The organism is Vogesella facilis (genome assembly GCF_042648525.1).
Lineage (GTDB): Bacteria > Pseudomonadota > Gammaproteobacteria > Burkholderiales > Chromobacteriaceae > Vogesella > Vogesella facilis.
Map to the genome: position 1 here is coordinate 21,129 of NZ_JBHRXN010000020.1, position 26,107 is coordinate 47,235.

The 26,107-nt window shown below is 66.9% G+C and carries 27 protein-coding genes, 1 rRNA gene, 1 other RNA gene and 1 riboswitch; of the genes, 9 read left to right on the top strand and 20 right to left on the bottom strand.

The window, feature by feature from the left end; genetic code table 11:
• The first annotated feature begins 240 nt into the window (after positions 1–240).
• From rsfS to ACFOLG_RS08110, 4 genes are all read left to right on the top strand, one after another.
• Positions 241–609: a ribosome silencing factor gene (rsfS, locus tag ACFOLG_RS08095; protein ID WP_386090561.1), complete on the top strand. Its 369-nt coding sequence runs from the start codon at positions 241–243 to the stop codon at positions 607–609.
• Between the two features lie 73 nt (positions 610–682).
• The gene (gene rlmH / locus ACFOLG_RS08100) at positions 683–1,153 is read left to right on the top strand and encodes a 23S rRNA (pseudouridine(1915)-N(3))-methyltransferase RlmH (RefSeq protein WP_386090564.1); all 471 of its coding nucleotides are present in this window, start codon (positions 683–685) and stop codon (positions 1,151–1,153) included.
• Positions 1,154–1,246: 93 nt separating this feature from the next.
• Positions 1,247–1,750, top strand: a complete 504-nt coding sequence (locus ACFOLG_RS08105; protein ID WP_386090566.1) for a YcnI family copper-binding membrane protein — start codon at positions 1,247–1,249, stop codon at positions 1,748–1,750.
• A 285-nt stretch (positions 1,751–2,035) separates the two neighbouring features.
• Positions 2,036–2,728: a lytic transglycosylase domain-containing protein gene (locus tag ACFOLG_RS08110; RefSeq protein WP_386090568.1), complete on the top strand. Its 693-nt coding sequence runs from the start codon at positions 2,036–2,038 to the stop codon at positions 2,726–2,728.
• A 60-nt stretch (positions 2,729–2,788) separates the two neighbouring features.
• Here ACFOLG_RS08110 and holA read toward each other — a convergent pair whose 3' ends face one another.
• The 13 genes from holA to ACFOLG_RS08175 all read right to left on the bottom strand — a co-directional run bounded on the left by holA (position 2,789) and on the right by ACFOLG_RS08175 (position 13,911).
• Positions 2,789–3,802 (bottom strand): DNA polymerase III subunit delta, encoded by a 1,014-nt coding sequence (gene holA / locus ACFOLG_RS08115; protein WP_386090570.1) that lies wholly within the window; start codon positions 3,800–3,802, stop codon positions 2,789–2,791.
• Positions 3,783–4,319 (bottom strand): LPS-assembly lipoprotein LptE, encoded by a 537-nt coding sequence (locus ACFOLG_RS08120; protein ID WP_386090573.1) that lies wholly within the window; start codon positions 4,317–4,319, stop codon positions 3,783–3,785. The genes holA and ACFOLG_RS08120 overlap by 20 nt, the downstream gene beginning before the upstream one ends.
• Before the next feature lie 82 nt (positions 4,320–4,401).
• On the bottom strand, positions 4,402–7,017 hold the full coding sequence (leuS, locus tag ACFOLG_RS08125) for a leucine--tRNA ligase (protein WP_386090576.1): 2,616 nt from the start codon (positions 7,015–7,017) through the stop codon (positions 4,402–4,404).
• Between the two features lie 219 nt (positions 7,018–7,236).
• Positions 7,237–8,049, bottom strand: coding sequence for a sulfite exporter TauE/SafE family protein (locus tag ACFOLG_RS08130; RefSeq protein WP_386090579.1), 813 nt, complete (start codon positions 8,047–8,049; stop codon positions 7,237–7,239).
• The gene (locus tag ACFOLG_RS08135; RefSeq protein WP_386090582.1) at positions 8,049–8,507 is read right to left on the bottom strand and encodes an EVE domain-containing protein; all 459 of its coding nucleotides are present in this window, start codon (positions 8,505–8,507) and stop codon (positions 8,049–8,051) included. The genes ACFOLG_RS08130 and ACFOLG_RS08135 overlap by 1 nt, the downstream gene beginning before the upstream one ends.
• Before the next feature lie 170 nt (positions 8,508–8,677).
• The gene (locus ACFOLG_RS08140) at positions 8,678–9,214 is read right to left on the bottom strand and encodes an anti-virulence regulator CigR family protein (RefSeq protein WP_386090585.1); all 537 of its coding nucleotides are present in this window, start codon (positions 9,212–9,214) and stop codon (positions 8,678–8,680) included.
• 97 nt (positions 9,215–9,311) lie between these two features.
• On the bottom strand, positions 9,312–9,902 hold the full coding sequence (locus ACFOLG_RS08145) for a 5-formyltetrahydrofolate cyclo-ligase (protein WP_386090588.1): 591 nt from the start codon (positions 9,900–9,902) through the stop codon (positions 9,312–9,314).
• Positions 9,903–9,926: 24 nt separating this feature from the next.
• Positions 9,927–10,107: non-coding RNA, 6S RNA (ssrS, locus tag ACFOLG_RS08150), on the bottom strand.
• A gap of 28 nt (positions 10,108–10,135) precedes the next feature.
• Entirely contained in the window at positions 10,136–10,450 is a 315-nt protein-coding gene (locus ACFOLG_RS08155) for a cell division protein ZapA (protein ID WP_386090591.1), read from the bottom strand.
• Positions 10,447–10,650 (bottom strand): hypothetical protein, encoded by a 204-nt coding sequence (locus ACFOLG_RS08160; protein ID WP_349587950.1) that lies wholly within the window; start codon positions 10,648–10,650, stop codon positions 10,447–10,449. The genes ACFOLG_RS08155 and ACFOLG_RS08160 overlap by 4 nt, the downstream gene beginning before the upstream one ends.
• A gap of 21 nt (positions 10,651–10,671) precedes the next feature.
• Complete coding sequence (locus tag ACFOLG_RS08165) at positions 10,672–11,544, bottom strand: cobalamin-binding protein (protein ID WP_386090594.1); 873 nt, start codon at positions 11,542–11,544, stop codon at positions 10,672–10,674.
• Positions 11,541–12,071 carry a bifunctional adenosylcobinamide kinase/adenosylcobinamide-phosphate guanylyltransferase gene (cobU, locus tag ACFOLG_RS08170; RefSeq protein WP_386090597.1) on the bottom strand — a complete coding sequence of 177 codons (531 nt, stop codon included), beginning with the start codon at positions 12,069–12,071 and terminating at the stop codon, positions 11,541–11,543. The genes ACFOLG_RS08165 and cobU overlap by 4 nt, the downstream gene beginning before the upstream one ends.
• A 10-nt stretch (positions 12,072–12,081) precedes the next feature.
• Positions 12,082–13,911, bottom strand: coding sequence for a TonB-dependent receptor domain-containing protein (locus tag ACFOLG_RS08175; protein ID WP_386090600.1), 1,830 nt, complete (start codon positions 13,909–13,911; stop codon positions 12,082–12,084).
• Between the two features lie 123 nt (positions 13,912–14,034).
• Positions 14,035–14,235: riboswitch (cobalamin riboswitch) on the bottom strand.
• Between the two features lie 147 nt (positions 14,236–14,382).
• Here ACFOLG_RS08175 and cobT point away from each other — a divergent pair.
• The 3 genes from cobT to ACFOLG_RS08190 all read left to right on the top strand — a co-directional run bounded on the left by cobT (position 14,383) and on the right by ACFOLG_RS08190 (position 16,971).
• Positions 14,383–15,414 carry a nicotinate-nucleotide--dimethylbenzimidazole phosphoribosyltransferase gene (cobT, locus tag ACFOLG_RS08180; RefSeq protein WP_386090603.1) on the top strand — a complete coding sequence of 344 codons (1,032 nt, stop codon included), beginning with the start codon at positions 14,383–14,385 and terminating at the stop codon, positions 15,412–15,414.
• A complete protein-coding gene (locus ACFOLG_RS08185; protein WP_386090606.1) occupies positions 15,411–16,019 on the top strand; it encodes a histidine phosphatase family protein in 609 nt (202 codons plus the stop codon). Before cobT ends, ACFOLG_RS08185 begins: the two co-directional genes overlap by 4 nt.
• 70 nt (positions 16,020–16,089) lie before the next feature.
• A complete protein-coding gene (locus ACFOLG_RS08190; protein ID WP_386090609.1) occupies positions 16,090–16,971 on the top strand; it encodes an adenosylcobinamide-GDP ribazoletransferase in 882 nt (293 codons plus the stop codon).
• A 91-nt stretch (positions 16,972–17,062) separates the two neighbouring features.
• Here the strand turns inward: ACFOLG_RS08190 and speB are convergent, their stop codons facing one another.
• Positions 17,063–18,028, bottom strand: a complete 966-nt coding sequence (speB, locus tag ACFOLG_RS08195; RefSeq protein WP_386090612.1) for an agmatinase — start codon at positions 18,026–18,028, stop codon at positions 17,063–17,065.
• A gap of 194 nt (positions 18,029–18,222) precedes the next feature.
• Between speB and ACFOLG_RS08200 the strand changes: the two genes are divergently transcribed.
• Positions 18,223–19,323: a YjgN family protein gene (locus ACFOLG_RS08200; RefSeq protein ID WP_386090615.1), complete on the top strand. Its 1,101-nt coding sequence runs from the start codon at positions 18,223–18,225 to the stop codon at positions 19,321–19,323.
• On the top strand, positions 19,317–20,342 hold the full coding sequence (locus ACFOLG_RS08205; protein ID WP_386090618.1) for a M48 family metallopeptidase: 1,026 nt from the start codon (positions 19,317–19,319) through the stop codon (positions 20,340–20,342). Before ACFOLG_RS08200 ends, ACFOLG_RS08205 begins: the two co-directional genes overlap by 7 nt.
• Before the next feature lie 207 nt (positions 20,343–20,549).
• Here the strand turns inward: ACFOLG_RS08205 and ACFOLG_RS08210 are convergent, their stop codons facing one another.
• From ACFOLG_RS08210 to rrf, 6 genes are all read right to left on the bottom strand, one after another.
• Positions 20,550–22,511, bottom strand: a complete 1,962-nt coding sequence (locus tag ACFOLG_RS08210) for a PhoX family protein (protein WP_386090620.1) — start codon at positions 22,509–22,511, stop codon at positions 20,550–20,552.
• A gap of 166 nt (positions 22,512–22,677) precedes the next feature.
• Positions 22,678–23,565 carry an SPOR domain-containing protein gene (locus ACFOLG_RS08215; RefSeq protein WP_386090623.1) on the bottom strand — a complete coding sequence of 296 codons (888 nt, stop codon included), beginning with the start codon at positions 23,563–23,565 and terminating at the stop codon, positions 22,678–22,680.
• On the bottom strand, positions 23,565–24,275 hold the full coding sequence (locus ACFOLG_RS08220; protein ID WP_386090626.1) for a type III pantothenate kinase: 711 nt from the start codon (positions 24,273–24,275) through the stop codon (positions 23,565–23,567). Before ACFOLG_RS08220 ends, ACFOLG_RS08215 begins: the two co-directional genes overlap by 1 nt.
• Positions 24,272–25,237, bottom strand: coding sequence for a biotin--[acetyl-CoA-carboxylase] ligase (locus ACFOLG_RS08225; RefSeq protein ID WP_386090629.1), 966 nt, complete (start codon positions 25,235–25,237; stop codon positions 24,272–24,274). The genes ACFOLG_RS08220 and ACFOLG_RS08225 overlap by 4 nt, the downstream gene beginning before the upstream one ends.
• Positions 25,234–25,731 (bottom strand): D-glycero-beta-D-manno-heptose 1-phosphate adenylyltransferase, encoded by a 498-nt coding sequence (gene rfaE2, locus ACFOLG_RS08230; RefSeq protein ID WP_386090632.1) that lies wholly within the window; start codon positions 25,729–25,731, stop codon positions 25,234–25,236. The genes ACFOLG_RS08225 and rfaE2 overlap by 4 nt, the downstream gene beginning before the upstream one ends.
• Positions 25,732–25,874: 143 nt before the next feature.
• Positions 25,875–25,987, bottom strand: a 5S ribosomal RNA gene (gene rrf, locus ACFOLG_RS08235).
• Positions 25,988–26,107 lie beyond the last annotated feature (120 nt).

Sequence of the window (26,107 nt, forward strand, 5' to 3'; positions counted from 1 at the left end):
ATTGACATGCGGTCAATGAGCATTTCGAAGACGGTTTCAACGCGGTATCGCCCAAGCGCAGCAAATAGTAAAACTGCAGCAGATCGTGCACGGATTCCGAGGTGTCCCGCCGCACCGGCAGCTAAGCTGCCGGTGTCGCCAATCGCCGCAGTCCCGCGGCACCCCGATCTTTTACGGCACCTCTGGCCGCAGCCTCCGCTGCCCTGCCGCCATGTGCCGCAACGTACCGCAAGGAAACACATGCAAGTTCAAGACATCGCCAAACTGGCCGTCGAAGCCCTGGAAGACGTTAAGGGCAAGGATATTGTCGAGCTCGACACCACCAACCTGACCTCGCTGTTCGCGCGGCTGGTGGTATGCACCGGCGACTCCAACCGCCAGGTGAAGGCACTGGCCAACAACGTGGCCGTCAGCCTGAAAGAGGCCGGCGTGGAGCTGGTGGGTACCGAAGGCCACGAAAGCGGCGAATGGGTGCTGGTGGATGCCGGCGACGTGGTGATCCACGTGATGCTGCCGGCCGTGCGCGACTACTACGACATCGAAGCGCTGTGGGGCGGCCAGAAGCCGTCCTTCAACCCGGTGGGCCGTCCGTGGAACGCCGCCGTTTAAGCTAGCCGCCGCAGGCTAAGTTGGCCGCATCGTCGCAAGGCGCTGCGGCCAACCTTGTTTTGGGAACCGCGACATGAAAATCACGCTACTGGCGGTGGGCAGCAAGATGCCGCGCTGGGTGGACGAGGCCTTCGGCGACTACGCCAAGCGCTTCGGCCGCGACATCAGCTTCGAGCTGAAAGAGATCAAGCCGGAAAAACGCGGCGGCGGCGTCACTGCCGAGAAGGGCATCGCAGCCGAGCACGAGCGCATCGTGGCCGCCATCCCGCCGCGCAGCAAACTGGTGATCCTAGACGAACGCGGCAAGAACTGGACCTCGATGCAGCTGTCCGCGGCGATGAAGGAATGGATGGCTGGCGGCGACGACATCACCATCGTCATCGGCGGCGCCGACGGGCTGTCGGCGGAGCTGAAGCAGCGCGCCGACCTCATGCTGCAGCTGTCGGCGATGACCCTGCCGCACGGCATGGTGCGCGTGCTGCTGGCCGAGCAGCTGTACCGCGCCTACTCCATCCTCAACAACCACCCCTACCACCGCGAATAGGGTTGGCCGCAGGGCTGCGACACTATGTCGCATTACCCTGCCGCCGGCGGCGGCCTAGACTGCGGGGCTTTATCGCCCTACGGAAACCGCACCATGCAACAACTGCTTGCCGCCACCCTGCTGCTGGCCGCCTCTGCCGGCGCCCTCGCCCACGTCACCCTGGAAACGCCCGAAGCCGCCGCCGGCGGCAGCTACAAGGCGGTGCTGCGCGTGCCGCACGGCTGCGACGGTAGCGCCACCACCGCCCTCCGCGTGATCCTGCCGGATGGTTTCCACCTGGCCAAGCCGATGCCCAAGGCCGGCTGGCAGCTGAGCACGCACCGGCAGGCGGTGACTCCGTTCGACAGCCACGGCAGCCTGATCCGCGAGGACGTGACCGAGATCGAATGGCGCGGCGGCCCGCTACCGGACGCGTTCTACGACGAATTCGTGTTCCGCGGCACGCTGCCGGCCAGCGGCGAACAGGCCTGGTTCAAGGTGCTGCAGCAATGCGAGCGCGGCGAGACCCGCTGGGACGAAACCCCGGCCGGCGATGCCAAGGCCAGCCACCCGGCCCCCGCCGTGCGCCTGCTGCCGCCCGCCGGCCACCTCCACTAAACGGCCCACCGGTCGCCCGCGCGGGCGGCCACGCCCCCGGCCCGCCCAGCGCGCCGCAGTCGCCGGCACACCACAGCGCGAACTTTTTTGCGCCGCCATGGCGCCGGCCTGTCACAGCCTGTTTAACCGCACAGCCCCCGCCAGTGCTGAAAAAGCCGTCGCCAGCGCCGCTGTTTTGCCGGCCAGGCGTCATTATTTGTAAGTATTTGTTACTGGAAATTTCACATTTGTCTTATTAATATGCAGGCATCGGTCCGCGCGGCCACCAGGTTCTTTATTGTCATCATGATCACACGCTCACTACTGGCCGCGCTGCTGGCCGCCATGCTGCTTCCCGCCGCTCATGCCGCCGACAGCCTAGCGCCAGGCAGCGATTACGATGTCCGCGCCGACGCCATCGCCCCCGGCCTGGGTGCCACGCTGAGCTACGACGTGCCGCCGGCACCGCTGCAGCCGCAAGTGCTCGCCCCCAGCCAGCCGATCCCGCAAGTGAACGCGCCGGGCTACAACCGGCAGATGGCCGCACTGTTCAACAAGCTGATCAACCGCATCGCGCAGGAACAGAAGCTCGATCCGCAGCTGCTGCACTCCATCATCACCGTTGAATCCGGCTACAACCCGGGCGCCATTTCGCCCAAGGGCGCCATCGGCCTGATGCAGCTGATGCCGGACACCGCCAGCCGCTTCGGCGCCAGCAACCCGGTCGACCCGGTGGAAAACATCCGGGCCGGCGCGCGCTACGTGCGCTTCCTGCTGGCGCTGTTCAACCGCGACATGCCGCTGGTCATCGCCGCCTACAATGCCGGCGAAGGCGCGGTGAGCAAGTATCGCAACACCATCCCGCCGTACCCGGAAACCCGCGAATACGTGGCCAAGGTGCTGGCCTCCTATGAGCGCCGCACCGGCCAGAGCCTGTTGCCAGTGCAGTACCAGTCGCAACGCGTGAAGCTGGTGATCCCAGGCGATACCCCGTTGTAAGCGCCATCGCCCGCCATGAAAAAAGCCCGGAGTAATCCGGGCTTTTTTGTTGCCGCCTGCTCAGCGTGCGGCCAACCTGGCCGCCAGCCGTTTCAGGCTGTGCCACGGCTCGCCCGGCTCCACGCCCTTGATCTGGCGGTCGATGCGCGCGCACTCGGCCAGCGCCGCCATCAGCTGCTTGCCGCCGATGCGCTTCAGTGCCGGCTCCGCCAGCCGCTGCTTGTCGCCCCACAGCCGCAGCTCGTTGGCCATGTCACGCACGGTGCGGCCTTCCTGCAGGCCGCGGCCGAGACGGATCAGCATGCGCACATCCTCGGTGAACGACCACAACACCAGCACCGGCGCCTCGCCTTCCGCCTCCAGCCCGTCCAGCATGCGCGTGGCGCGGGCGGTGTCGCCGGCCAGCCAGCTTTCCGACAGATGGAACACATCGAAGCGCGCCACGTTGGCCACCGCCTCGCGCAGCTGCTCCAGCGTCAGCTCGCCCGGCGGATGCAGCAGCGCCAGCTTGTCGATTTCCTGCTTGGCCGCCAGCAGGTTGCCTTCCACCCGGTCGGCGAAGAACACCGCGGCATCGTGACCCAGCGTCTGGCCCTGCAGCTTGAGGCGGCGTGCGATCCACGCCGGCAGCTCGTTGCGGCCTACCGGCCGCGCCTCCACCAGTACCGCGCTCTTTTCCAGCGCGGTGAACCATTTGCTCTTCTGCTGCGTCTTGTCGAGCTTGGGCAGCTGGATCAGGGTGATGGTATCCGGCGGCGGATTGGCCGCCAGCAGCTGCAGCGCCTCGCCGCCCTCGGTGCCGGGCTTGCCGCCGGGGATGCGGATCTCCAGCAGCTTGAGCGAGGCGAACAGCGATACGCTGCTCATGGCATCGCGCAGCTGCGACCAGTCGAAGTTGCCGCCTTCCACCGTCAGCACCTCGCGCTCCAGGTAGCCGGCGGCGCGCGCCGCGGCGCGGATGCCATCGGCCGCCTCCAGCGCCAGCAGTGCCTCCTCGCCGTACACCAGGTACAGCGGCGCCGGCGCACCACGCGCCAGCTGCTCCTTCAGCGCCTCAGGGCTGTTTGCCGGCATCGGCCTTGCTTCCCGGCGCCGGCAGGTAGCCCAGGCGACGCACCAGCTGATCGGCGGCTTCCTTGCGCATGTCGGCGCGCAGCAATGCCTCTTCGCGCTCCTTGCCCAGCGTCACCGAATCGCTGTAGCTCATGGTGCGGCGCAGGGTGATGGACAGCGGCAGCGGCGCCTCGTCCTGCAGGCGCTGCACGGTGGCGCGCACGCTGTAGATCAGCATGTATTCGTTAACGTCGCCGGCCAGGCTGACGCCCAGCACATCCTTGCGGTCTTCCTCGTCGACGATGCGCAGCACCGCGTCGGCATTGCCCTTGAGGTTGTCGAACTGGATGCGGCCGTCGCGGCGCAGCGCGGTTTCCAGCGCCGACTGCAGGCTGCCGGCCTGGGCGATGCGCAGGGAGGTGAAGCTCAGCGGGGCGCTCTGCGACAGCGGGGTGGACAGCCCGCGCAGCTGGAAGCCGCAGGCGGACAGGGTGCCGATGCAGGCCAGCAGGGCGATGTTGCGCAGCATTCGTTTCATTGCAGCTCTTCCATGTGACAGCGGCGCGGGATGGGCCGCGCCGCCGGGTAAGCGTCGCGGCGCCGGAGCGCCGCGAAACGGTTTACACCACGATGTTGACCAGGCGGCCCGGCACCACGATCACTTTCTTGGCCGGCTTGCCTTCCATGAACTTGACCACGTTGTCGTGCGCCAGCGCGGCGGCCTCGATGGCATCCTTGGCGGCATCGGCGGCCACGGTGATGCTGCCGCGCAGCTTGCCGTTGACCTGGATCATCAGCTCCAGCTCGCTCTTCACCAGTGCGGCTTCGTCTACCTGCGGCCACGGCGCGTTCAGCAGCTCGCTGCCCGGCTGCAGTTCACTCCAGATGGCGTCGGTAACGTGCGGCACGATCGGCGACAGCAGCACGGTGGCAGCTTCCAGCACTTCCTGCGCCACGGCGCGGCCAACCTCACCGCTGGTATCGGCCTTGTCGAAGGTGTTCAGCAGCTCCATCACCGCGGCGATGGCGGTGTTGAACTGCTGGCGGCGGCCGTAGTCGTCGCTCACCTTCTGGATGGTGCTGTGCAGCTTGAAGCGCAGCTCCTTCTGGCTGGCATTCAGCTCGCCACCGGTATACGCGGCGGTGATGCCGGCAGCCACGTGCTCGCGGGCGGTCTTCCACAGCCGCTTCAGGAAGCGGTGCGCGCCTTCCACACCGGCGTCCGACCATTCCAGCGACTGGTCCGGCGGCGCGGCGAACATCATGAACAGGCGCGCGGTGTCGGCGCCGTATTTCTCGATGAACTCCTGCGGGTCCACGCCGTTGTTCTTGGACTTGGACATCTTCTCGATACCGCCGATCTGCACCGGCTGACCGTCCACGCGGTGGGTGGCGGCAATGATCTTGCCCTTGCCGTCGCGCTCCAGCACCACGTCCTGCGGGGCGATCCAGTCCTTGGCGCCGTTGGGCAGGTCGCGGTGGAAGGTCTCGCACACCACCATGCCCTGGGTGAGCAGACTCTTGAACGGCTCGTCGCTGTCCACCAGGCCTTCGTCACGCATCAGCTTGTGGAAGAAGCGGGCGTACAGCAGGTGCAGGATGGCGTGTTCGATGCCGCCGACGTACTGGTCCACCTGCAGCCAGTAGTTGGCCGCATCTTTGTCCAGCATCGCGGTGTCGCACTTAGGGCTGGCGTAGCGCGCGTAGTACCAGCTGGATTCCACGAAGGTGTCCATGGTGTCGGTTTCGCGCTTGGCCGCGCCGCCGCACTTGGGGCAGCTGGTTTCGTAGAATTCCGGCATCTTGGCCAGCGGGCTGCCGGCGCCATCCGGAATCACGTTTTCCGGCAGCACCACCGGCAGGTCTTTTTCCGGCACCGGCACGTCGCCGCAGCTCGGGCAGTGCACGATGGGAATCGGGCAGCCCCAGTAGCGCTGGCGGCTGATACCCCAGTCGCGCAGGCGGTACTGGGTTTTCTTGGCGCCGGCAGCCTTGGCTTCCAGGTCGGCAACGATGGCGTCAAAGGCGCCGGCAAAGTCCTTGCCGTCGTACTTGCCACTGTTCACGGTAGTGAGGCCGTCCTTGGCGCCGTACCACTCCTGCCAGTTGGCGGCATCGAAACTGTCTGCGCCGTCGGCCTGGCGGTACACCTGCTTGATGGCCAGCTGGTATTTGTTGGCAAACTCGAAATCGCGCTCGTCGTGCGCCGGCACCGCCATTACCGCGCCTTCGCCGTAGCCCCACAGCACATAGTTGGCTACCCATACCGGCAGCTTGGCGCCGGTCAGCGGGTGGATCACGAACAGGCCGGTATCCATGCCGCGTTTTTCCTGGGTGGCGATGTCGGCTTCGGACACGCCGCCCTTCTTGCATTCGGCGACGAAGGCAGCCAGCGCAGGGTTGGCCGCAGCAGCCTGGGTGGCCAGCGGGTGCTCGGCAGCCACCGCCACGTAGGTGGCGCCCATCAGGGTGTCCGGACGGGTGGTGTACACCTTCAGCTGGCCGTCGTGGCCGATGCTGGCCTGGTCATAGCCGAAGGTCACCTCGGCACCGAAGCTCTTGCCGATCCAGTTGCGCTGCATGGTCTTGACCTGTTCCGGCCAGCCGTCCAGCTTGTCCAGATCGTTCAGCAGCTCGTCGGCGTACTGGGTGATGGCGAAGTAGTACATCGGGATTTCGCGCTTTTCCACCAGCGCGCCGGAGCGCCAGCCGCGGCCATCCACCACCTGCTCGTTGGCCAGTACGGTGTGGTCCACCGGGTCCCAGTTCACCACGCCGTTTTTCTTGTAGATCACGCCCTTCTGGAACAGACGGGTGAACAGCCACTGTTCCCAGCGGTAGTAGTCCGGCTTGCAGGTGGCCAGCTCGCGCTCCCAGTCCAGCGCGAAGCCCAGGCTGTCCAGCTGCTGCTTCATGTACTCGATGTTGGCGTAGGTCCAGGCTGCCGGCGCGCCACCATTCTTCATCGCCGCGTTCTCGGCCGGCAGGCCGAAGGCGTCCCAGCCCATCGGCTGCAGCACGTTGAAGCCCTGGTGACGCTTGAAGCGCGCCAGCACGTCGGTAATGGAGTAGTTGCGCACGTGACCCATGTGCAGCTTGCCGGACGGGTACGGGAACATGGACAGCGCGTAGTACTTGGGACGCGAAGTGTCTTCCACGGCCTTGAAGGCGGCGGTCTGCTGCCATTTCTGTTGCGCGGCGGCTTCGATTTCGCGCGGGCTGTAATGTTCTTGCATGATGTTCTTTGTCTGAGAAAGGCGAAAAATGGCGAGCAAAATCAATCGGGGCATTATATACGGCGCATGGCGACCACGGCGAGGCGGCATACCGGCCCACTGCCCAAAAAAACAGCAAGGTTGGCCGCATGCGGCCAACCTTGCACACGCCGGCGCAGGCCGCTCGCGGCATGCCACTGCCGGCCACTGCCAACGACGCCTCGCGCCACCGTCGCCGGCTCAACCGTGGCGCAACAGGCCGAACAGCATTTCCGTGGCCATCACCACCATCAGCACGGCGAAGGCCTTTTTCAGCTTGGCCACTGGCAGCGCATGCGCGGCGCGCGCCCCCAGCGGCGCCAGCAGCACCGTCATCAGCATCAACGCCAGCATCGCCGGCAGGTAGACGAAACCCACGGCGCCCCACGGCAGGCCGGGCTGCTGCCAGCCGCTGAGCAGGTAGCCGATGGCACCGGACACCGCGATAGGCCAGCCCAGCGCGGCGCTGGTGGCGATGGCGGTGTGCACCGGCACATTGCACCAGCCCATGAACGGCACGCTCATCGAGCCGCCGCCGATGCCCACCCAGCTGGACACCATGCCGATGACGCCGCCGGCGGCGCCCTGCCCGGCCACGCCCGGCATGTCGCGGCTGGCCGCCGGCTTGGCGCCGAGAAACATCTGCACGCCGATCACATAGGCGTACAGCACGAAGAACCAGCGCAGCGCGACGCTGGGAATCAGCCCGGCCAGCAGGCTGCCGCCGAGGGTGCCCAGCACCATGCCCGGCGCCATGCCACGCACGATGCGCCAGTCCACCGCGCCCTTCTTGTGGTGCGCCAGCACGCTGGAAAAACTGGTGAACACCATCACCGCCAGCGAGGTGCCCACCGCCAGGTGCTGCACGTGGCTGCCACCCAGCCGCGCCGCCTCCAGCACGCCCACCACCACCGGCACGATCACCAGCCCGCCGCCTACCCCCAGCAGCCCGGCCAGAAAACCAGCCAGCGCGCCAAAGCCCAGCAATACCGCGAACATGGATAGCGACAGCATCACAGCACCATCTCGTGCAGGTAGGCCCATTCCTCGGCCGTTACCGGGGTGATCGACAGCCGGTTGCCGCGCTTGAGCACCGTCATCTCCGCCAGCGGCGGGTGCTGGCGCAGCTCCTGCGGCGACACCAGCCGCGTCTTTTTCACGAAGCGCACGTCCACGCACTGCCAGCGCGGATTGGCCGGGTCGGATTTGGCGTCGTGGTAGGGGCTGGCCGGATCGAACTGGCTGGAGTCGGCATGCGCGGCGCTCGCCACCTCGGCGATGCCGGCGATGCCCGGCTCGGGGCAGGAGGAATGCCAGAACAGCAGCAGGTCGCCCGGCTGCATGTCGTCACGCATGAAGTTGCGCGCCTGGTAGTTGCGCACGCCGGTCCACTCGAACCGCGTGTCGGGGTTGGCCGCAAGGTGGTCGATGCCCACCTCGTCCGGCTCGGACTTCATCAGCCAGTAGCGCATGGCTCTGCTCCGTCGGCCGACGCGGAATGCCGGCCCAGTGATTGCAACGATGGTGGCATTATCTCCGCCCGTGCCGCTGGCCGTCACCCCTTTTACCCCGCGGTCGCGCAGCAAACGACAAGGCCGCCCGGCATGCCGGGCGGCCTTGCAGCGGTGAACGATAGCGCTGCTTAGTGCAGGAACACGTCTTTCAGGATCTCGTGCACGATCAGCGTGCCGACCGTCACCAGCAGCAGGTCGGTACCCACCACCTGCCACTCGTAGCCCGGGTGCCGCGGCAGGCGCACCAGCAGGTCGTGCGGCACCTGCCGCTTGGCGATGCCCGGCGGCAGCGGCTTGCCGCGCGCCAGGTTCATGCGGATGCCCGGCGGCAGCGCGCGGTAGTCGCGGTAGTCCAGGTGCGATTCGTAGGCGAAGCGGCGGGCGTCGGTCACGCTGATGCCGCCACGCTGGTAGCGTTGCTCGTCGCGACGCTCGCCGTAGCTGTGCTTGCCCTGTTTATCCTGCTTGTCGTGGCGCTGGCCGTGCTCGGGCTTGCCGTGCGACTTGCCATGCTGCGGCAGGATCACCGGGTTGCCATAGCCGTCGTTCTGGCCATGGTTACCGTTATTGCCCTTGCCTTCCGGCGGGGCGGCCAGCACCGGCATGCCTACCAGTGACAGACTGATGGCGGCCAGCAGTGCCTTGTTGTGCCAATCGCGTTTCATCGGGCAACTCCTGTGAAATGACAGTTTCAGCCTATCAGACTGTGGCGCGGAGATCGTTACAAAAAGTGTGTGGATATGTGACCGAATGCGACAGTGCTCAGCGGAAGCGGTACAGCCCGCTCTCGGTCACCAGGTAGTCCAGGCGCACATCCCACGGCTCGCGCGGCACCCGCGCCACGCGCTGGCAGTCGTAGGCCACGCCCACCAGCAGCGGCCGGCGCGCTGGATGGCGCTGGCGGAAGGCCAGCGTGGTGTCGTAAAAGCCGCCGCCCTGCCCCATGCGGTAGCCGTCGGCATCCACCGCCAGCAGCGGCACAAACAGCACGTCGAGTTTTTCCGCCCGCAAGCAGACCCCGTCGTACTCGGCAATGCCGTAGCGCGGGTGCTGGTACCAGCGGCGCTCGCCGCCCAGGCGGCTGAACCACAGCCGACGGCTGCCAGCGGGAATCTGCGGCAGGAACACATTGCCACCGCGCCACAGCGCGGTGCTGATCAGCACATCCAGGTCCAGTTCGGAGCCGGCCGCCAGATAGGCGCCGATACGCTTGTCGCGGCGCAGGAAGCGCGACGCATGCCGCGTCACCGCACGCATTGCGGCGGCGCGCTGTTGCGGCGTCAGCGCCATGCGCGCGCGGCGCACCTGGCGACGCAGCGCCTGCTTGTCGGCAACGGGGTGGTTAATAGTCATCAGGCAGACTTGGCCGGGGGATGGGAGTCCCCCGCGAGTGTCGATCCGGCAAAATTCGCTTGTACCCTGTTTCCAGGGGGTCGCCTGCACGTTGCTTCGGGCGTACCCGCAAGGGGCACGGCACACCTGCAACTTCTACTAGCAACCAAAGCGAACGCATTGGTACAAAGGAATTTAGGAGCCTTCTCGAACACCGCAGGGGGTAAACGGATGTTCTGTGTCGTCGGCAGCGGCTAGAACAGCTTCTGCTGACTGGCGGACAGCGCCTGATCGGCGGCCTCGCTCATGGAATGTATTTTACGCTGGATCGTGGCCATCTCCAAGCCGCCATCGCCGACTTTTACCTTCAGCAGGTCGTGGGCGATATTCAGCGCCGCCATGATCGCCACTTTGTCGGCGTCCATCACCCGGCCACCGGCCTGGATGGTGTCGATCTTGTCGGCCAGCAGGCGCACCGCCTGTTCCAGCGTGGCGCGCTCGTCGCTGGGCGTGCCGATGGTGAACTGACGCCCCAGCAGGGTCACGTCGACCTGAACCACATCGCTCATGCCTCTTCCTCCTTTGGCAGCCGTTCCATCAGCGCGGCCACGCGGTGGCGGGTTTCTTCCAGCGCAAACTTCAGCTCGGCATTGTCGCGCAGCGATTCGCCCAGCGCGGCGGCAAGGCGGCTGTTTTGCGCATCCAGCTCGTGCAGGCGCGCAATCAGCGCGGCGACACGGCTTTCCAGATAGTCGAGTTCATGTTCCATGGCGGCGAGGATAACGGGGCGTCAGGAGGGCGTCAAACCCAGCTTGTGGCGGGCGCTGTTCAGCGCGGCACACACGTTGGCCGCACCCTCCAGCAGGCGCGGGCCGGGCCGGCTGACCGGATCGGGCGCCAACGTGAACTGCAGCCGGTCGCGCACCGCCGGCAGCTGCGGCCAACGTTGCCAGCGCGCCGGCAGCGACGCATCGAAAGCCAGCATCACCTGCGGACGGGCGGCCAGCACCGCCTCGTTGCTGACCTGCGGCGCCGGCAACGGCGCGGCGGCAAACACATTGCGCCCGCCGCACAGCGTCAGTAAGGAGCCAAGAAAACTGCGGCTGCTGACGGTAAACAGCGGGTTGTCGCCCACCTGCACGAACACCCGCAGCGGCGCCGCGCGCGCATGCCGGCGCTGCAGCGTCCGCAGCCCGTCTTCATATTGCCGTGCGGCAGCTTCGGCCGGCGCGGCGCGGCCGGTCAGCGTACCCAGCCGGCGCAACTCGCTGGCGACATCCGCCAGCGCCACCGGCGCGCTGATGTAGACCGGAATGCCCAGCTCGCGCAGCCGTGCCAGCTCGCGGCCATTGCCGCCATCGCGCCAGGCCAGCACCAGGTCCGGCCGCTGGCGCAGTATCGCCTCCAGACTGATGCCGCTGTAGCCGCCCACCCGCGGCAACTGCCGCGCCGCCGGCGGGTAATCGCTGTAATCCACCGCCGCCACCAGCTGCCGCTCGGCGCCGATGGCGTACAGGTCTTCCACCAGATGCGGCGACAACGCCACGATGCGCCGTGCCGGCGCCGGCAGGCTCAGCAACTGCCCCAGCCCGTCGCGCACGCCAACCTGCGCCCCCACCGGCAACGCCGCCAGCAGCCAGGCGGCCAACAGCAGCCGCCTCATGCCGCGCCTTTCAGGCACAAAGGTTGGCCGCATGCCACCAGCGTCACCTGCTGGCACACGGCCGCCAGCGCCTGGTTCAGCCAGCCCAGTTCGTCGACGAACACGCGGGTTTCCTCGCCCAGCGGCACCACGCCCCAGCCGATCTCATTGCTTACCAGCAGCACGCGGGCCGGCGTCACGGCCAGCGCTGCCAGCAAGGCATCGCGCTGCTGCTGCCAGCCGGCCCGGTCAAAACCGCCATCCGCGCCGAAGAAGCGCATCAGCCACATGCCGATGCAGTCCACCAGCAACAGTTCACCGACACCGGCAGTGGCGATCGCCGCTGCCAGTTCCCGCCCCGGCTCGTGCAGCTGCCAGCCGGCCGGGCGGCGCGACTGGTGCTGCGCGATGCGCGCGGCAAACGCCTCGTCACCGGCGCGCCGCTCGGCGGTAGCCACATAGCGCACCGGCCCGGCATGCGCCAGCGCCAGTTGTTCGGCAAAGCGGCTCTTGCCGCTGCGGGCGCCGCCGGTGATGAGGTGTTGCATCGAAACTCACTTAGTTGCTGTAACGGGCAGTCAGCAGCCAGCCACGACCCGCCTGGTTGTAGCCCTTGGCGGTTTCGTACTGTTTGTCGGCAATATTGGTCAGACGGGTACCGATGGTCCAGTGCGGGTTCAGCTGGTAATCGGCCCCCAGGTTAACCACACCATAGCCATCCAGATACTCGCTATTGCTGCTATTGGCAGGACGGCGGCCACTGAAGCGCCATTCGGCAGTCCAGCGTGTACGCGCCTGCTGCAGCCCGGCGGTAACGCCGCCAAACAGCTTGGCGCGGTTTTTCAGCAATTTGCCGCTGTCCAGGTCGCGGGCACGCTGCGATGTCAGGTTGGCCGCAACTGAGAAAACACCGAACGCACTGCCAGTCTCCAGCGTTTGTCCGGAGATACGGGCGCGACCAATGTTGTTTACTGTCGAGTAATCGTCGGTTGTTTCAATCAGGTTATCGATTTTGTTATCGAATGCCGTCAGCTTTACAAAATTGGCACCTTGCCGCCAATCTATCGCCAGTTCCCGGTTGGTCGCCTCTTCCGGTTTCAGGTTAGGGTTGCCCTGGTAGCCATAAGAAAGCGGGTAGTACAGATCATTGAATGTCGGCGCCTTGTAGGCCGTGCCATAAGCCGCACGCAGCAGCCAACCCTCGGCAGGAACAAAGCCATAGCCAATCTGGCCGGTACGCTTGCCACCAAACTGCGAGTTATCGTCATAACGCACACTGCCTTGCAGGCGATGGGCACCAAATTCGCCCTGGTAGCCGGCAAAGGCCGCGTTGACGCTACGGCTGGTGGTGGTAAAGGCCGTCGAGCTCAGCACGTGCTGTTCGACATTGGAGACACCTACAGTCAGCTGCTGGCCCGGCGCCAGCTGGATATCACTCTGCCACAGCCATTCATCCTGACGGGTTTCAAAGGTGCTGTCAGACTGGTCGAAGTTGCCATTGGTGTAGCTGATGGAACGGTCATCAGTATGGCTGTAGCGCAATGTGCTCAGCCAGTCGCCGGTTAGCTGATCCTTCAGCTCCACACTCTGGCCGGCTAGACGGGCATGTTCTTCATCCTGCGCGTCAGGGCTGGAGTCGTACTCGGAAATCGCCTCGGTCTGGTATAGCGTTACGCCAATGCTGTGACCGGCAGCCCACTCGTGTTGCACGCTGGCCAAATAAGTAGTGTTGTCGTAACCGTCACGATCCGGGTTATAGCCGTAGGACACCCCAGAATTGGTTGCCGAAAAACCATTGGTCTGGTTGTGGTCGAATGCCAGGCTATAGCTGGTGCTACCGGTTTTGCCACTGATGCCGGCACCGACCTGGCGTTTGCCATCTGAACCAACACCGACATTGGTCTGCACGTTCGGCTCGCCGTCGCCTTTCTTGGTGAAAATCTGGATCACGCCACCGATGGCGTCGGCACCATACAGGCTGGACGCTGGGCCGCGCACAATCTCGATGCGCTCCACCGCCGCCAGCGGGATGTACTGCAGCGAAGTGCTACCCGCGGTAGCAGACACAATCCGCATGCCATCCACCAGCACCAACACATGACCGGAATTGGTGCCACGCAGATAGATGCCGCCGGACTTGCCTTCACCACCGTTGTTATAGATTTCCACCGCTGCCTGCCGTGCCAGGAACTCCGGCAGACTCAGGCTGCCGGACTGCTCGATTTCCTCGCGGCCCAGCACGGTCACATCGGACAGCACCTTGGCAACCGGGGTCGATACGCGCGTGGCAGTCACCACCACTTCATCCAGCTGGGTAACGGAGGCGGCCAGCGCGGCCGGGGCACAGGCCAGCGCTACCAGCGCGGCCAACGGTTTGTAGTTGAACATTTGAGTCACACTCCAGGTAGAAAAAAACGGAGTGCGGAGAAATACAAGGACGCACGCAAGCGGTGGGAATAGCTGCGAACTGTCAGATCGCCTCCCCGCGATGCTCCAGCATGGACGCGATTCCGCCGCGTCCGACTGCAGGCCGGTCTCCGGGCTGGGCCGTGCGGGGCGACGCCTTCCCGCCCATCGGGCAGTGGCTTGTGGTCGCTCCTGGATGACGCGCGTCATCAGGCCTTACCGTTGCGGGGACAGCGCCGGACTTGCACCGGCTTCCCGTTTCATCCGGCCTGTTACATGCCGGACACCTGCAGGACACAGATTATACCCGCTGCCGGCAGTGGCTGCCGCAGCGCGCGGCGATTTGCTTATTCCGGCGCAAGACATTGCCAGCGGGCGGGGCCTGCCGTATGGTCGCGCCATCATCATCCGCCGGCTGCGCGCCAATGCGCGCCGCGGCAGCAAGGAAACCCCATGCCCCGCATCCCCGCCCCCGATCTCGCCGCCCGTCACGCCGCCGCAGCGCGCCAGCAACAGCTGACCAAACCCGCCGGCAGCCTGGGCAAGCTGGAAGAACTCGCCATCACCCTAGCCGGCCTGCAAGGCCGCGACATCCCGCAGCCGCTGCAGCCAGCCATCACCGTGTTCGCCGGCGATCACGGCGTGTGCGCCGACGGCGTGTCCGCCTACCCGCCGGAGGTCACCGCCGCCATGGTGGCCAACTTCGTGCACGGCGGCGCCGCCATCAGCGTGTTGGCGCGCGCCAATCAGACGCGACTGGAAGTGGTGGATGCCGGCGTGGCTGCCGACCTGGCCGCTCTACCCATCGTGCACGCCAAGGTGCGCGCCGGCAGCGGCAACATCCGCCGCGAGCCGGCGATGAGCGCCGAGCAGTGCGCCGCCGCGCTGGAGGTTGGCCGCATGGCCGCGCGCCGCGCCATTGCCGACGGCGCCAACCTGCTGATCGCCGGCGACATGGGCATCGGCAACACCACGCCGTCGGCGGCGCTGATCTGCCGGCTAAGCGGCCACAGCCCGGAGGCCATCGTCGGCCGCGGCACCGGCGTGGGTGATACCGCGCTGGCGCACAAGCGCCAGGTGGTGGCCGACGCGCTGGCGCGCGTGGCGCCGGATCTGGACGGCCAGGCGCTGCTGGCCGAGCTGGGCGGGCTGGAAATCGCCGCCATCGCCGGCTTCTACCTGGAAGGCGCGGCGCAGGGCGTGCCGCTGCTGCTGGATGGCTTCATCAGCACTGCCGCCGCGCTGGCGGCGCAGGCCATCGATCCGGATCTCACCCCGTGGCTGCTGGCCAGCCACTGCTCGCAGGAAACCGGCCACGCGCTGGCGCTGGCGGCGCTGGGGCTGTCGCCGCTGCTCGACTTCGGCCTGCGCCTGGGCGAAGGCTCCGGCGCGGCGCTGGCGATTCCGCTGCTGCAGCAGGCCATCGCCCTGCACGCCGGCATGGCCACCTTTGCCGAGGCCGGCGTGGCCGGTAAAAACGAGTGAACCCCTACACCCTGACCCTGCTGCGCCACGGCGACATCGACCACCGCGGCCGGCTGATCGGCAGCACGGACCTGCCACTGAACGATGTCGGCCGCACGGCGATGGCCGCCAGCTGGCAGCGCATCGTGCGGCATGCGCCGGTCACCGCCATCGCCACCTCGCCGCTGCTGCGCTGCCGCGAGTTCGCCGTGCAGCAGGCGCTGGCCTGCGGCGTGCCGCTGCATGTGGCGCCGCTGCTGGCCGAATGCGATTTCGGCAGCTGGGAGCAGCGCCCGCTGGCCGATATCGCCGCCGAAACGCCGGACTGGCAGACGCTGCTGGCGCGCGGCCTGCTGACGCCGGCAGGCGGCGAGCGCTTCGACGCCTTCCGCCGCCGCGTGCTAGCGGGCTTTGCCGGCTGGATGCGCGAAGCGCGCGGCAGCCACCGCGTGCTGGTGAGCCACGGCGGCGTGATCAACGTGCTGCTGGCCGAGCTGCTGGGCACCGACTTCAACGTCGCCCGGCTGATGGCGGTGCAGCGCGGCGGCTTCGCGCAGCTGTCCATCCTCGACGGCCACCCGGCCTACCTGCTGCGGCTGGAAACGCCGGAGCCGCCGCCGCGCTAAGCCGCGCAGCCATCTCGGCGGCACTTCGGCGATACTGTGTAGTGCGCGACGGCCACCTGCCGCCGTCGCCATGCACCAACGCCGCAGCCGCGCCGCCGTGCCGTTGCACCACGACCAACGCCGCCTTGCGGCCAACCTGTCCCTGCCCATGCGTTCGCTGATTCTTGCCATCCAGTTCCTGACCCGGCTGCCCACGCCGCAGCTCAAACATTTCGACCCGGCCTGGCTGGCCGACGCCGCGCGCTGGTTCGCCGCGGTGGGCGTACTGGTGGGCGCCGCGGTGTGGCTGGCGCTGCTGGCCGGCAGCCTGATTGATCCGTGGCTGGCGGCACTGCTGGGGCTGCTGGCCTGGCTGTGGGTAACCGGCGGCCTGCATATCGACGGCCTGGCCGACCTCGCCGACGCGCTGGGCGCTGCCCACCGCTCGCGCGAACGTTTCCTCGAGGTACTGAAAGATCCGCACCTGGGCAGCTTCGGCGTGATGAGCATGGCGCTGCAGCTGCTCGCCAAGCTGGTGCTGCTGATGCTGCTGGTGCAGCATGCGCTACCGGCAGAGGGTATTTCCCCGGCTGCGCTGGGCGGGTCCGGGCTAGCAGACGGACTGGCCGCCAGGCTTATCACGCTTGCGGCCAACCTTGCACCGCTGCTGCTGCTGCCGGCGTGGCCGCGGCTGTTCGCCGTGGCCTGGTCGGCAACGCTGCCCAGCCTGGCGCCCGGCAGCGGCGAGCGCTTCGCCTGGCGCACGCACTGGCCCAGCTTCTGGCTGTCCGCGCTGCTGCTGGCCGCCGCCTCGTGGTGGCTGGCGCCGCCACTGCTGCTGGCGCCGCTGGCTGGGCTGTGCTGGTGGGGCTATCTCAAACGCAAACTCGGCGGCATGAGCGGCGACTGCCTCGGCGCCGGCATCGAAGTGTGCGAGAGCCTGCTGCTGTTGCTGCTGCTCGTCCCGCACTGAAGCGGCCAGCCCATGAAAAAACCGCGCCCGGTCTGCACCCGGCGCGGTTTCTGTTTGCGGCCAACGTTGGCCGCATGGGCTGGCAGCCTGCTTACAGCTTGCCTGCCACCTTCTTGTTACGCATCAGGCACAGCATGTCACAGGCGATGTGCGCGGCGGCGAGGGCGGTGATTTCGCTCTGGTCGTAGCTGGGCGCCACTTCCACCACGTCCATGCCGACGATGTTGAGATCGCCCAGGTTGCGGATGATCTTCAGCGCCTGCGCGGTGCTGAGGCCGCCCGGTACCGGGGTGCCGGTACCCGGCGCCGCGGCCGGGTCCAGGCAGTCGATATCGAAGGTGACGTACACCGGCGCGTCGCCGATGGTCTTCTTGATCTCGGCGATGGTGGCGTCCACGCCGTTGTCGTGCACCCACGGCGCGTCCAGCACGTTGATGCCCATGAAGTCGTCGTTCCAGGTTCGGATGCCGACCTGTACCGATTTCGCCGGGTCCACCAGGCCTTCCTTCACCGCCTTGTAGAACATGGTGCCGTGGTTCAGGCTGTCCGGCTCGTCGTCCGGCCAGGTATCGCAGTGCGCATCGAAGTGCAACAATGCCAATGGCTTGCCATACTTCTCGGCGTGCGCGATCAGCAGCGGGTAGGTAACGAAGTGGTCGCCGCCGAAGGTGAGCATCTTGGCGCCAGAGGCCAGGATGGTACGGGCATGCTCGATGATGGACGGCTTGATGGTGAGCGGGTTGTGCGCATCGAACCAGCAATCGCCGTAGTCGACCACCGCCAGGTCGTCAAACGGGTCGAAGCCCCACGGGTAGGGCTTCAGTTCCGCCAGCTGCACGCTGGCGGCGCGGATGGCCTGCGGGCCCTGGCGCGCGCCGGAACGGAAGGTCACGGACAGGTCCAGCGGAATGCCGGAAACCACCACGTCCACGCCGTCCAGATTGCGCGTGTAATTGCGGCGCATGAACGACAGCACGCCGGCGTAAGTGTTTTCGATGGAAGAGCCGTACAGGCTTTGACGACGGATGGCACCGTCACCCTTGATGAGGTCAGTCATGAAACGCTCCGGAACAGAGCACGCCGGCCGCTGCGATGATTGTTTGGGCCGCGGGCCGACGATTCCCGTCCATCTTGCACAGCCGACGGGTGGAGGCTGCCGCGCCCCTCGGCGCAGGAGTGCGCAGTGTGCCGTGTTGCCGCAGCAACGGCAAGCTTGTGATGGAAAATTAAACACTTAACCGGGAGTACGCGATGCACGACACCGCCGCAGCACTACAACCGCCGCGCAAGGACTGCCTGCCGTTCGAGTTCAGCGCCAGCACTAGCGGCTACTACCGGCTGTGGCTGGGCAATATGCTGCTGACGGTGCTGACGCTGGGGCTGTATTCGGCCTGGGCCAAGGTACGCACGCAGCGCTTTCTGTACGGTCACACCCGCTTGGCCGGCGGCCGCTTCGACTATCACGGCAAGCCCGGCGCCATCCTGAAAGGCCGGCTGCTGATGCTGGCGCTGTTCACGCTGTGGCAGCTGTCCGGCCGTTGGTCGCCCGCGCTGCAGGGCATGCTGGGCCTGGCCGCCTTCGCCATCGCGCCCTGGATCGCGGTGCAGGCGATGCGCTTCCGCCTGGCCAATACCAGCTGGAACCAGCTGCGGCTGCGCTTCAGCGGCCAGGTACGCCCGGCCTACTGGGTGTTCTTCAAGAGCTGGCTGACCACCGCGCTGTCCTTCGGCCTGCTGTGGCCACGCGCCATGCTGATCAAGCGCCGCTACCTGCTGCAACACAGCACGCTGGGGCAGGCCAGCCTGAAGCAGCATGACTGTATCGGCCGCCTGTACCTGGCCGGGCTGGGCAGCCTGCTCAGCGCCTTGCTGTATCTGGCCGCCCTCGGCGCGCTCGGTGCCCTGATCTGGCAAACCGGCAACGCCATCGGCCTGCCCGCCATCGTCAACCGGCTGTTCGGCGCCGGCAGCATGCACAGCGTCGACTTCACCTTCATCGGCGCCATGCTGCTGGCCTGGCTGCTGGCCAGCATGGGCTACGCGAACATGGCCATCCAGCGCGTGCTGCTGAACCACACCACGCTGGAACTGCACGGCCAGTCGCACCGCATCGAGTGCTGGCTGCGCACCGGCCACATGCTGTGGCTGCATCTCTCCAACGCGCTGGCGCTGCTGTGCAGCCTGGGCCTGGCCTGGCCGTGGCTGCGCATCCGCAGCCTGCGCACGCTGCTGGAGCACAGCGCGCTGTTCGGCGCCGGCGATCTGGCCAGCCTGCATGCCGATCTCAACGCACTGGACGACGCCCGTGGCGACGAACTGGCCGAGCTGCTGGAACTGGATCTGGGATGGTGACCATCGCGGCCTGGTGGCGGGACGGCAAAAGCCCGCAAGCCCGTGCGGCCAACGTTGGCCGCAGCGACGACGAGCTGGTGGTCAGCGCCGGCAACGACAGCCGCCGCTACCTGCTGCGCGAGGTGCGACTGGAGGCCGGCGTCGACACCCTGCCGGACATGCTGCAGCTGCCGGACGGCAGCACGCTGGAGGTGGCCGACCGGGTGGCGATCCGCCGCCTGCTGGGCGGCCTGCCACTGGCGGAGCGCGGCAGCCACTGGCTGCTGCACAGCTGGCGTGCGCTGCTGGGCACCCTGCTGGCGGCCATCGCCGTGTGCTGGGCCGCCTGGCGCTACGGGCTGCCGCTGCTGGCCGGCGTGCTGGTGCAGTGGATACCGCCCAGCAGCGAACAGCAGCTGGCCGCGCACACCCTGGACTGGCTGCAGCAACAGGAACTGATCCACCCCAGCCAGCTGCCCGTCGCGCGGCAACAGGCGCTGCAGGCGCGACTGGCGGCGCTGCTGCCAGCGGACAGCCGCTACCGCTACACCCTGCTGCTGCGCGATGCGCCGGACATCGGCGCCAATGCCTTCGCACTGCCCGGCGGCAGCATTGTCGTGACCGACCAGCTGCTGCAAGTGGTGACCCGCGCCGACGAGCTGGATGCCATCCTAGCGCACGAAGCCGGCCATGTGGAGGCGCGTCACGGCCTGCGCAGCGCGCTGGAAAGCGCAGGGGTGCTGGCCGCACTGACGCTGATCACCGGCGATGCCAGCAGCCTCACCGTGCTGCTGCCGATGGCGCTGGCCAATGCCAGCTACAGCCGCGAACACGAGCGCGAGGCCGACCGCTTCGCCTTCGCCGCCCTGCGCCGCCACGGCCTGTCGCCCTGTCTGCTGGGCTACGGCTTGCAACGCATCGAGCGCGCGGCGCTGTCCGGCCAGGAGGCGGCGGCCGGCCAACACAGCTGGTTCGCCAGCCACCCGGCCACCAGCGACCGCAGCCAGCCCGACGGCCAACGTTGCCCGCCACTGCCATGAACAAGGCCCGGCAATGCCGGGCCTGTATGACGTTACCGTGGCTGCCGTTTAGAAACGCACACCCAGGTTGATACCCAGTTCCTTAATCAAAAACCACTATTTGTTGCGTCGCAACAACCCATGTCCCCACGCCACCCGGCAATTCTGCCGGCAGAAAAAACAAAACCGCCCTGCAATGCAGGGCGGTTTTCCAGGCACGCGGTCGGTTTAGCTGCCGATCACGCCGCCATCCCGCTTGCGTACCACCACGGTGGCGGCACGCGGGCGGCCGGCCGCCGGGCCATCCGGCCAGCTGGAGATCGCCGTCGGCTTGGCCGGGTCGTTGCGCTCGGAATCCGGCTCACCCGGGTGCTGGATGTTGACGAACATGGTCTTGTTGTCCGGGGTGAACGCCAGGCCGGTGATCTCGCAACCGTTCGGGCCGGAGAGGAAGCGGCGGAATTCGCCGCTTTCCGGCACCACCGCCACCATCTGGTTGTTGCCCATGCCCTTGTATTCCTTCATGTTCACCGTGGAGGTGGACACGTCGGTCTGCACCCACAGCACGCCGTTGTGGTCGAACTTCAGGCCGTCCGGGCTACCGAAGGCATCGCCCTTGATATTGCCGACATGCTCCGGCTTGGCGGCGTCCGGGCGCCCGGCCAGCGCGAAGATGTCCCACTTGAAGCCGGTGGCGGTGGCATCGCCGCCGTTTTCGTTCCAGCGGATGATGTGACCGAACAGGTTGCTGTTGCGCGGGTTGGCCGCATCGGTGCCCGGCTTGCCGTCCTTGCCGCGGTCGGAGTTGTTGGTCAGCGTGCAGTACACCTCGCCCGGCTTGTGGCTGTGCACGGCGATCCATTCCGGGCGGTCCATCTTGGTGGCGCCGAGGAGGTCGGCAGCCAGGCGCGCCTTGATCACCACGTCGCCCTGATCGGCAAAGCCCTTGTCGGCGGCGAGGCCGTGCTGGCCGTGCACCAGCGGCAGCCACTGGCCGTTGCCGTCGGCGTCGAAGCGCGCCACGTACAGCGTGCCCTCTTCCAGCAGGCTCATATTCGCCTTGCGGTTCTTGGCGTTGTACTTGTTCTTGGAGACGAACTTGTAGATGTACTCGAAGCGCTGGTCGTCGCCCATGTACACCACGGCATGACCGGACGGGGCGATGGTGACGGTGGCGCCCTCGTGCTTGAAGCGGCCCAGTGCGCTGCGCTTCACCGGCTTGGCCTTGGGGTCGAACGGGTCGATTTCCACCACCCAGCCAAAGCGGTTGGCTTCGTTCGGGTTCAGCTGCAGGTCGAAGCGGAAGTCTTCCCACGCCCAGCGGTAGCCGGCGTCCTTGTTGCTGATGCCATAGCGCTTTTCCAGCTCGGTGAGATTGCCGGATTCGTTGACGAACACGCCGTCGAAGTTCTCTTCACAGGTCAGGTAGGTGCCCCACGGCGTCGGGCCGCTGGCGCAGTTCTGGAAGGTGCCGAGGATTTCCACGCCCTGCGGGTCGGCCTCGGTCTTCATCAGCGCGTTGCCGCGCGCCGGGCCACCGATGGCGATCGGGGTGTTGGCGGTGATGCGGCGCGCGTACTTGGACGGGCGCACTACCTGCCAGCCCTTGCCGCTGGCCTCCACCTCGATGATGGACACCCCCACCGCCGCCTGCGCCTTCTTCACCTTGTCGCCGTTCCACGGCTGCATGCCGCCGACGTGCAGCAGGCCGTCGTCGGTGTATTCGTGGTTGATGGCCATCAGGCCATGCTTGGAGCCGGTCGCCCCCAGCGGCAGCGGGAAGTAGGCCATGCCGTCGTGGTGCATGCCGGCCTGCACCGCCTGCTCGGCGGCGCTGTTGGACGCGTCCTGCTTGAAGGCCGGCATACTGCCGGCGATGCCCACCGGGTCGCCCCAGGCATACAGCACCTCCGCCACATAGCCGTCCGGCACCACTACCTTGTCGTCGAAACCGAACGGCACCGGCTTGAAGCCCAGTTGCGGCAGCTTGTGCGCGAACGGCAGCGGCGCCGCCTCGGCCAGCGCGGCAAAGCTGCCGGCCAGCACGCCGGCCAGCCCGGCGGCGCCGGAACCCTTCAGCAGGCCGCGACGGGAAAAGCGCGCTTCCAGCACATCGGAAAGCAGCGGATTGGCAGATACGTTGGCCGCGGCTTCGACACCGTGGTGTTTGATTTTGTAGCTGTCGGACATGTTGACCTCGTTGGACGGCAAGCATTGGTTTGAGCGTTGCCCACCATAAGCGATCAACATGACAGCCCGATCAAACGGTCATGACAAAAACATGGCAGATTGATGACAGCACCGCCGGCGTCCGGGCCGCCATAAAAAAGGCAGACCCGTGGGTCTGCCTGTGGGGCTAGCGGCAATCCTGCAGCACGATGCCCGGTAGCAAGCGCTGCTGCAGCGCCTGCAGTCGCGCCAGGGTCGCCTCGTCCAGCGCCTTGAAGCTCAAGGTGGTGACCCGCGCCCGCTCGCCACGGACATCCAGCTTGGCCTTGTCGTAGCCGGCTTCCTTGAGGCGCTGCAACAGCGCCTGCGCGGCATCCAGCTTGCTGAACAGCCCCAGCGACAAGTGGTTCTTGAACTCGCCGGCGGTCTTGACGATGTAGCTGTCGAAGCCCTTGCTGCGTAGCTCGGACACCAGGGTCTGCGTCTCGGCCTGGGTCGCCAGCGGCGGGTAGAACACCCAGATGCGACCGGAGCCGCGCAGCTCTTCCTTCACGCTGGCCGCCGGCGCGGTGCTCAACTGCAGCGACGGCAAGCCGCCCTGCACCCGCTCCAGCTGTTTGGGGTCCAGCGGCCCCCAGTTGCGGCACAGCTTGGCCGCGGCGGTAGCGCTACCCACTGGCTTGGACTCGGCCGGCTTGGCCGGCGCCAGTGGCTTGCTGTCCGCCAACTTGCCATCTGCCGGCTTGCTGGCGCTGGCCGGCGGCGTCACGCTGGCGGCAAGCGCGGGCTTGGCCGCGGGTTTCGACGTGGCGGCGGCAGGCTGCGATGCCGCCGGGCGCTCCAACGGCAACGTGGCCACCGCCGGCGCCGATGCCGGCAGTGCCAGTGGCGCGGACGCGGTTTCCGCCAGCGCGGCGGAGGCCAGCTGCGGCGGTTTCCAGTCCGGCGGCAGCAGCTTCAGCTGCGCCGCGTTGACTTCCTGCGCCTTCAGGTCGCGCTCCGGTTTTTGTTTGATCAGCGCGTATAACCCCGCGAACAGGTTGAGCACCAATAGTGCCCCCAGTAGCCACTTCATCAGCAGTCTGCCACGCTAGCTAAGCCATAAAGCACCAGATTATCCACGATCCGCGCCTCCGGCGGGAGGGCCGCCGCCAGCCGCGCGGCATCGCCGCCGGTCAGCAGCAGTTGCGGCGTACCTCCGCTGTGTGCCGCCAGTCGCTGCTGCATGCGCTGAATGGCGCCGCACAGCGCGTCGATGGCCCCAGTGGCCAGCGCATCCTCGGTACCTTGCGGAAAGTCGCTGACCATGCCGGCTGCGCGGTCCAGGTTGGCGGTATTCTGCGCCAGCGCCTGCAGCATCAGCCGATAACCGGGCAGGATCAAGCCGCCCAGGTAGTCGCCCTGCGCCGTCAACGCCTCCACCGTCAGCGCCGTGCCGGCACAGGCGATGACCACGTCGCCGGCCAGCAACCGGCGCGCGCCCAGCACTGCCAGCCAGCGGTCGGCGCCCTGCTCCGCCACGTTGCGATAGTGATTGCGCACCCCCAGCGCCGTTTGCTGCGCGCGCTGCCACTGCACCGGCAGCGGGGCAGCCTGCTCGATCTGCTGCCGCACCTGTGCCGATGCCACGTTGGCCGCATACACCGCCGTCAGCGCCAACCCACGCCAGTCCTGCGCCAGCCGCGACAGCGCGTCGTGCGCCAGTGCCGTCACCGGCCCCAGCTGCGTACCATCCCACAGCGCCCACTTCACCCGGCTGTTGCCGACATCGATCAGCAGCTTCATGGCGCCGCCCGCAGGCTGACTTCGCCGACATGGAACACGCGCGGGCCGGCGGCGGTATCCACCTGCAGCGCGCCCTGGCCATCCACGCCCAGCGCCACGCCGGCCACCGGCTCGCCATGGCTGAAACGCAACAGCACCGGCTGCTGCAGGTAGGCGGCGCAGGCCGTCCATTCCGCATGGAAGGCGGCGAAACCGTCACGATCGAAGGTGGCCAGCACCGCGGCCAGCTGGTTCAGCAGCTCGGCCAGCAAGGCGTTGCGGCCAACCTGGTAGCCCGCCTCGGCCAGATTGGCCACCGGCTGATCCACCTCGCCCGGCGACGCCATGTTGAGGCCGATGCCGATCACCACCGCAGCCGGACCCAGCGCATCGCCGGACAGCTCGATCAGAATGCCGGCCAGCTTGCGGCCGTCCAGCAGCACGTCGTTCGGCCATTTCAGCTGCACCGGCACGTCGAAGCGGCGCAAGGCGCGTACCATGGCCACGCCCACCACCAGCGACAGACCCGCCAGGCCGGACAGGCCGCGCTCGAAGCGCCACAGCACCGAGAACGTCAGCCCGGCACCCAGCGGCATCTGCCAGCGGCGCCCCAGGCGGCCGCGGCCGGCGGTCTGCCGCTCGGCCGCCAGCACCAGGCCATGCGGCGCCCCCTGCGCGGCGCGCGTCATCAGCTGGGTATTGGAGGAGTCGACCTCATCGGCGGTGGCCAGCGTCCACACGTTGGCCGCAGACTCATCCAGCCCGGCGCGCACGCGCGCCACTTCCAGCAGCTCGAACGGCTGCGGCAGGCGGTAGCCCTGACCACGCACGCTGAATACGGTGATGCCGAACTCGCTGTCCAGCTGATGCACTGCCTGCCAGATCAGCGTGCGCGAGCAACCCTGTGCCTGCGCCATATCTTCGCCGGAATGAAAGCGTCCATCCGCCAACTGGCGCAGCACGGCAAAGGCGAGGTCGCTCATTGGCCGTCCACGGTACGAATTTTCTTGATGGTGGCGGTGGTGGAGGTATCGAACAGGAAGGGAATAGAGTGCACCTCGCCGCCACGCGCCAGCGTTTCGGCGCTGCCGACGATCTTGTCCACCGTCCAGTCGCCCCCTTTCACCAGCACCTCCGGTTGCACCTGCGCGATCAGCTCCGCCGGGGTGTCGCTGTCGAACCAGGTCACCAGGCTGACGCTCTCCAGCGCCGCCAGTACCGCCGCCCGGTTCAGCTCGTTATTGATCGGGCGGTCATCGCCCTTGCCCTGGCGTTTCACCGAGGCATCGGTGTTCAGGCCCAGCACCAGGCTGGCGCCCAATGCCCGCGCCTGTGCCAGGTAGGTGACGTGGCCGCGGTGCAGGATATCGAAACAGCCATTGGTGAACACGATGGGACGCGGCAATGCGGCCAACTTTGCCGCCAATTGCTGCGGCGGGCAGATCTTGTCTTCAAACGACGGGGTGGGATACGACATGACAGTACTCTCGACGGATGCCGGCCAGCGGGCCGGCGCAAGGTGATAAGCAAAGCGGAGGATACCACCGGCCACCCGGCCATCCCATACGCAACGCGACAAATGCAAAAAGCCCAGACGCATGTCTGGGCTTTTTTAAGGGGCTCTGGCGATGTCCTACTTTCACACGGGTATCCGCACTATCATCGGCGCTAGAGTGTTTCACGGTCCTGTTCGGAATGGGAAGGCGTGGGGCCACTCTGCTATGGTCACCAGAAAAACTGGTCGTTTACCGGCAAGCGGCCGAGTAAACCTAAGCCCAGCTTGATCACTCAAGCTGGGCTTCATATGGGGAGTCTGGCGGTGTCCTACTTTCACACAGGTATCTGCACTATCA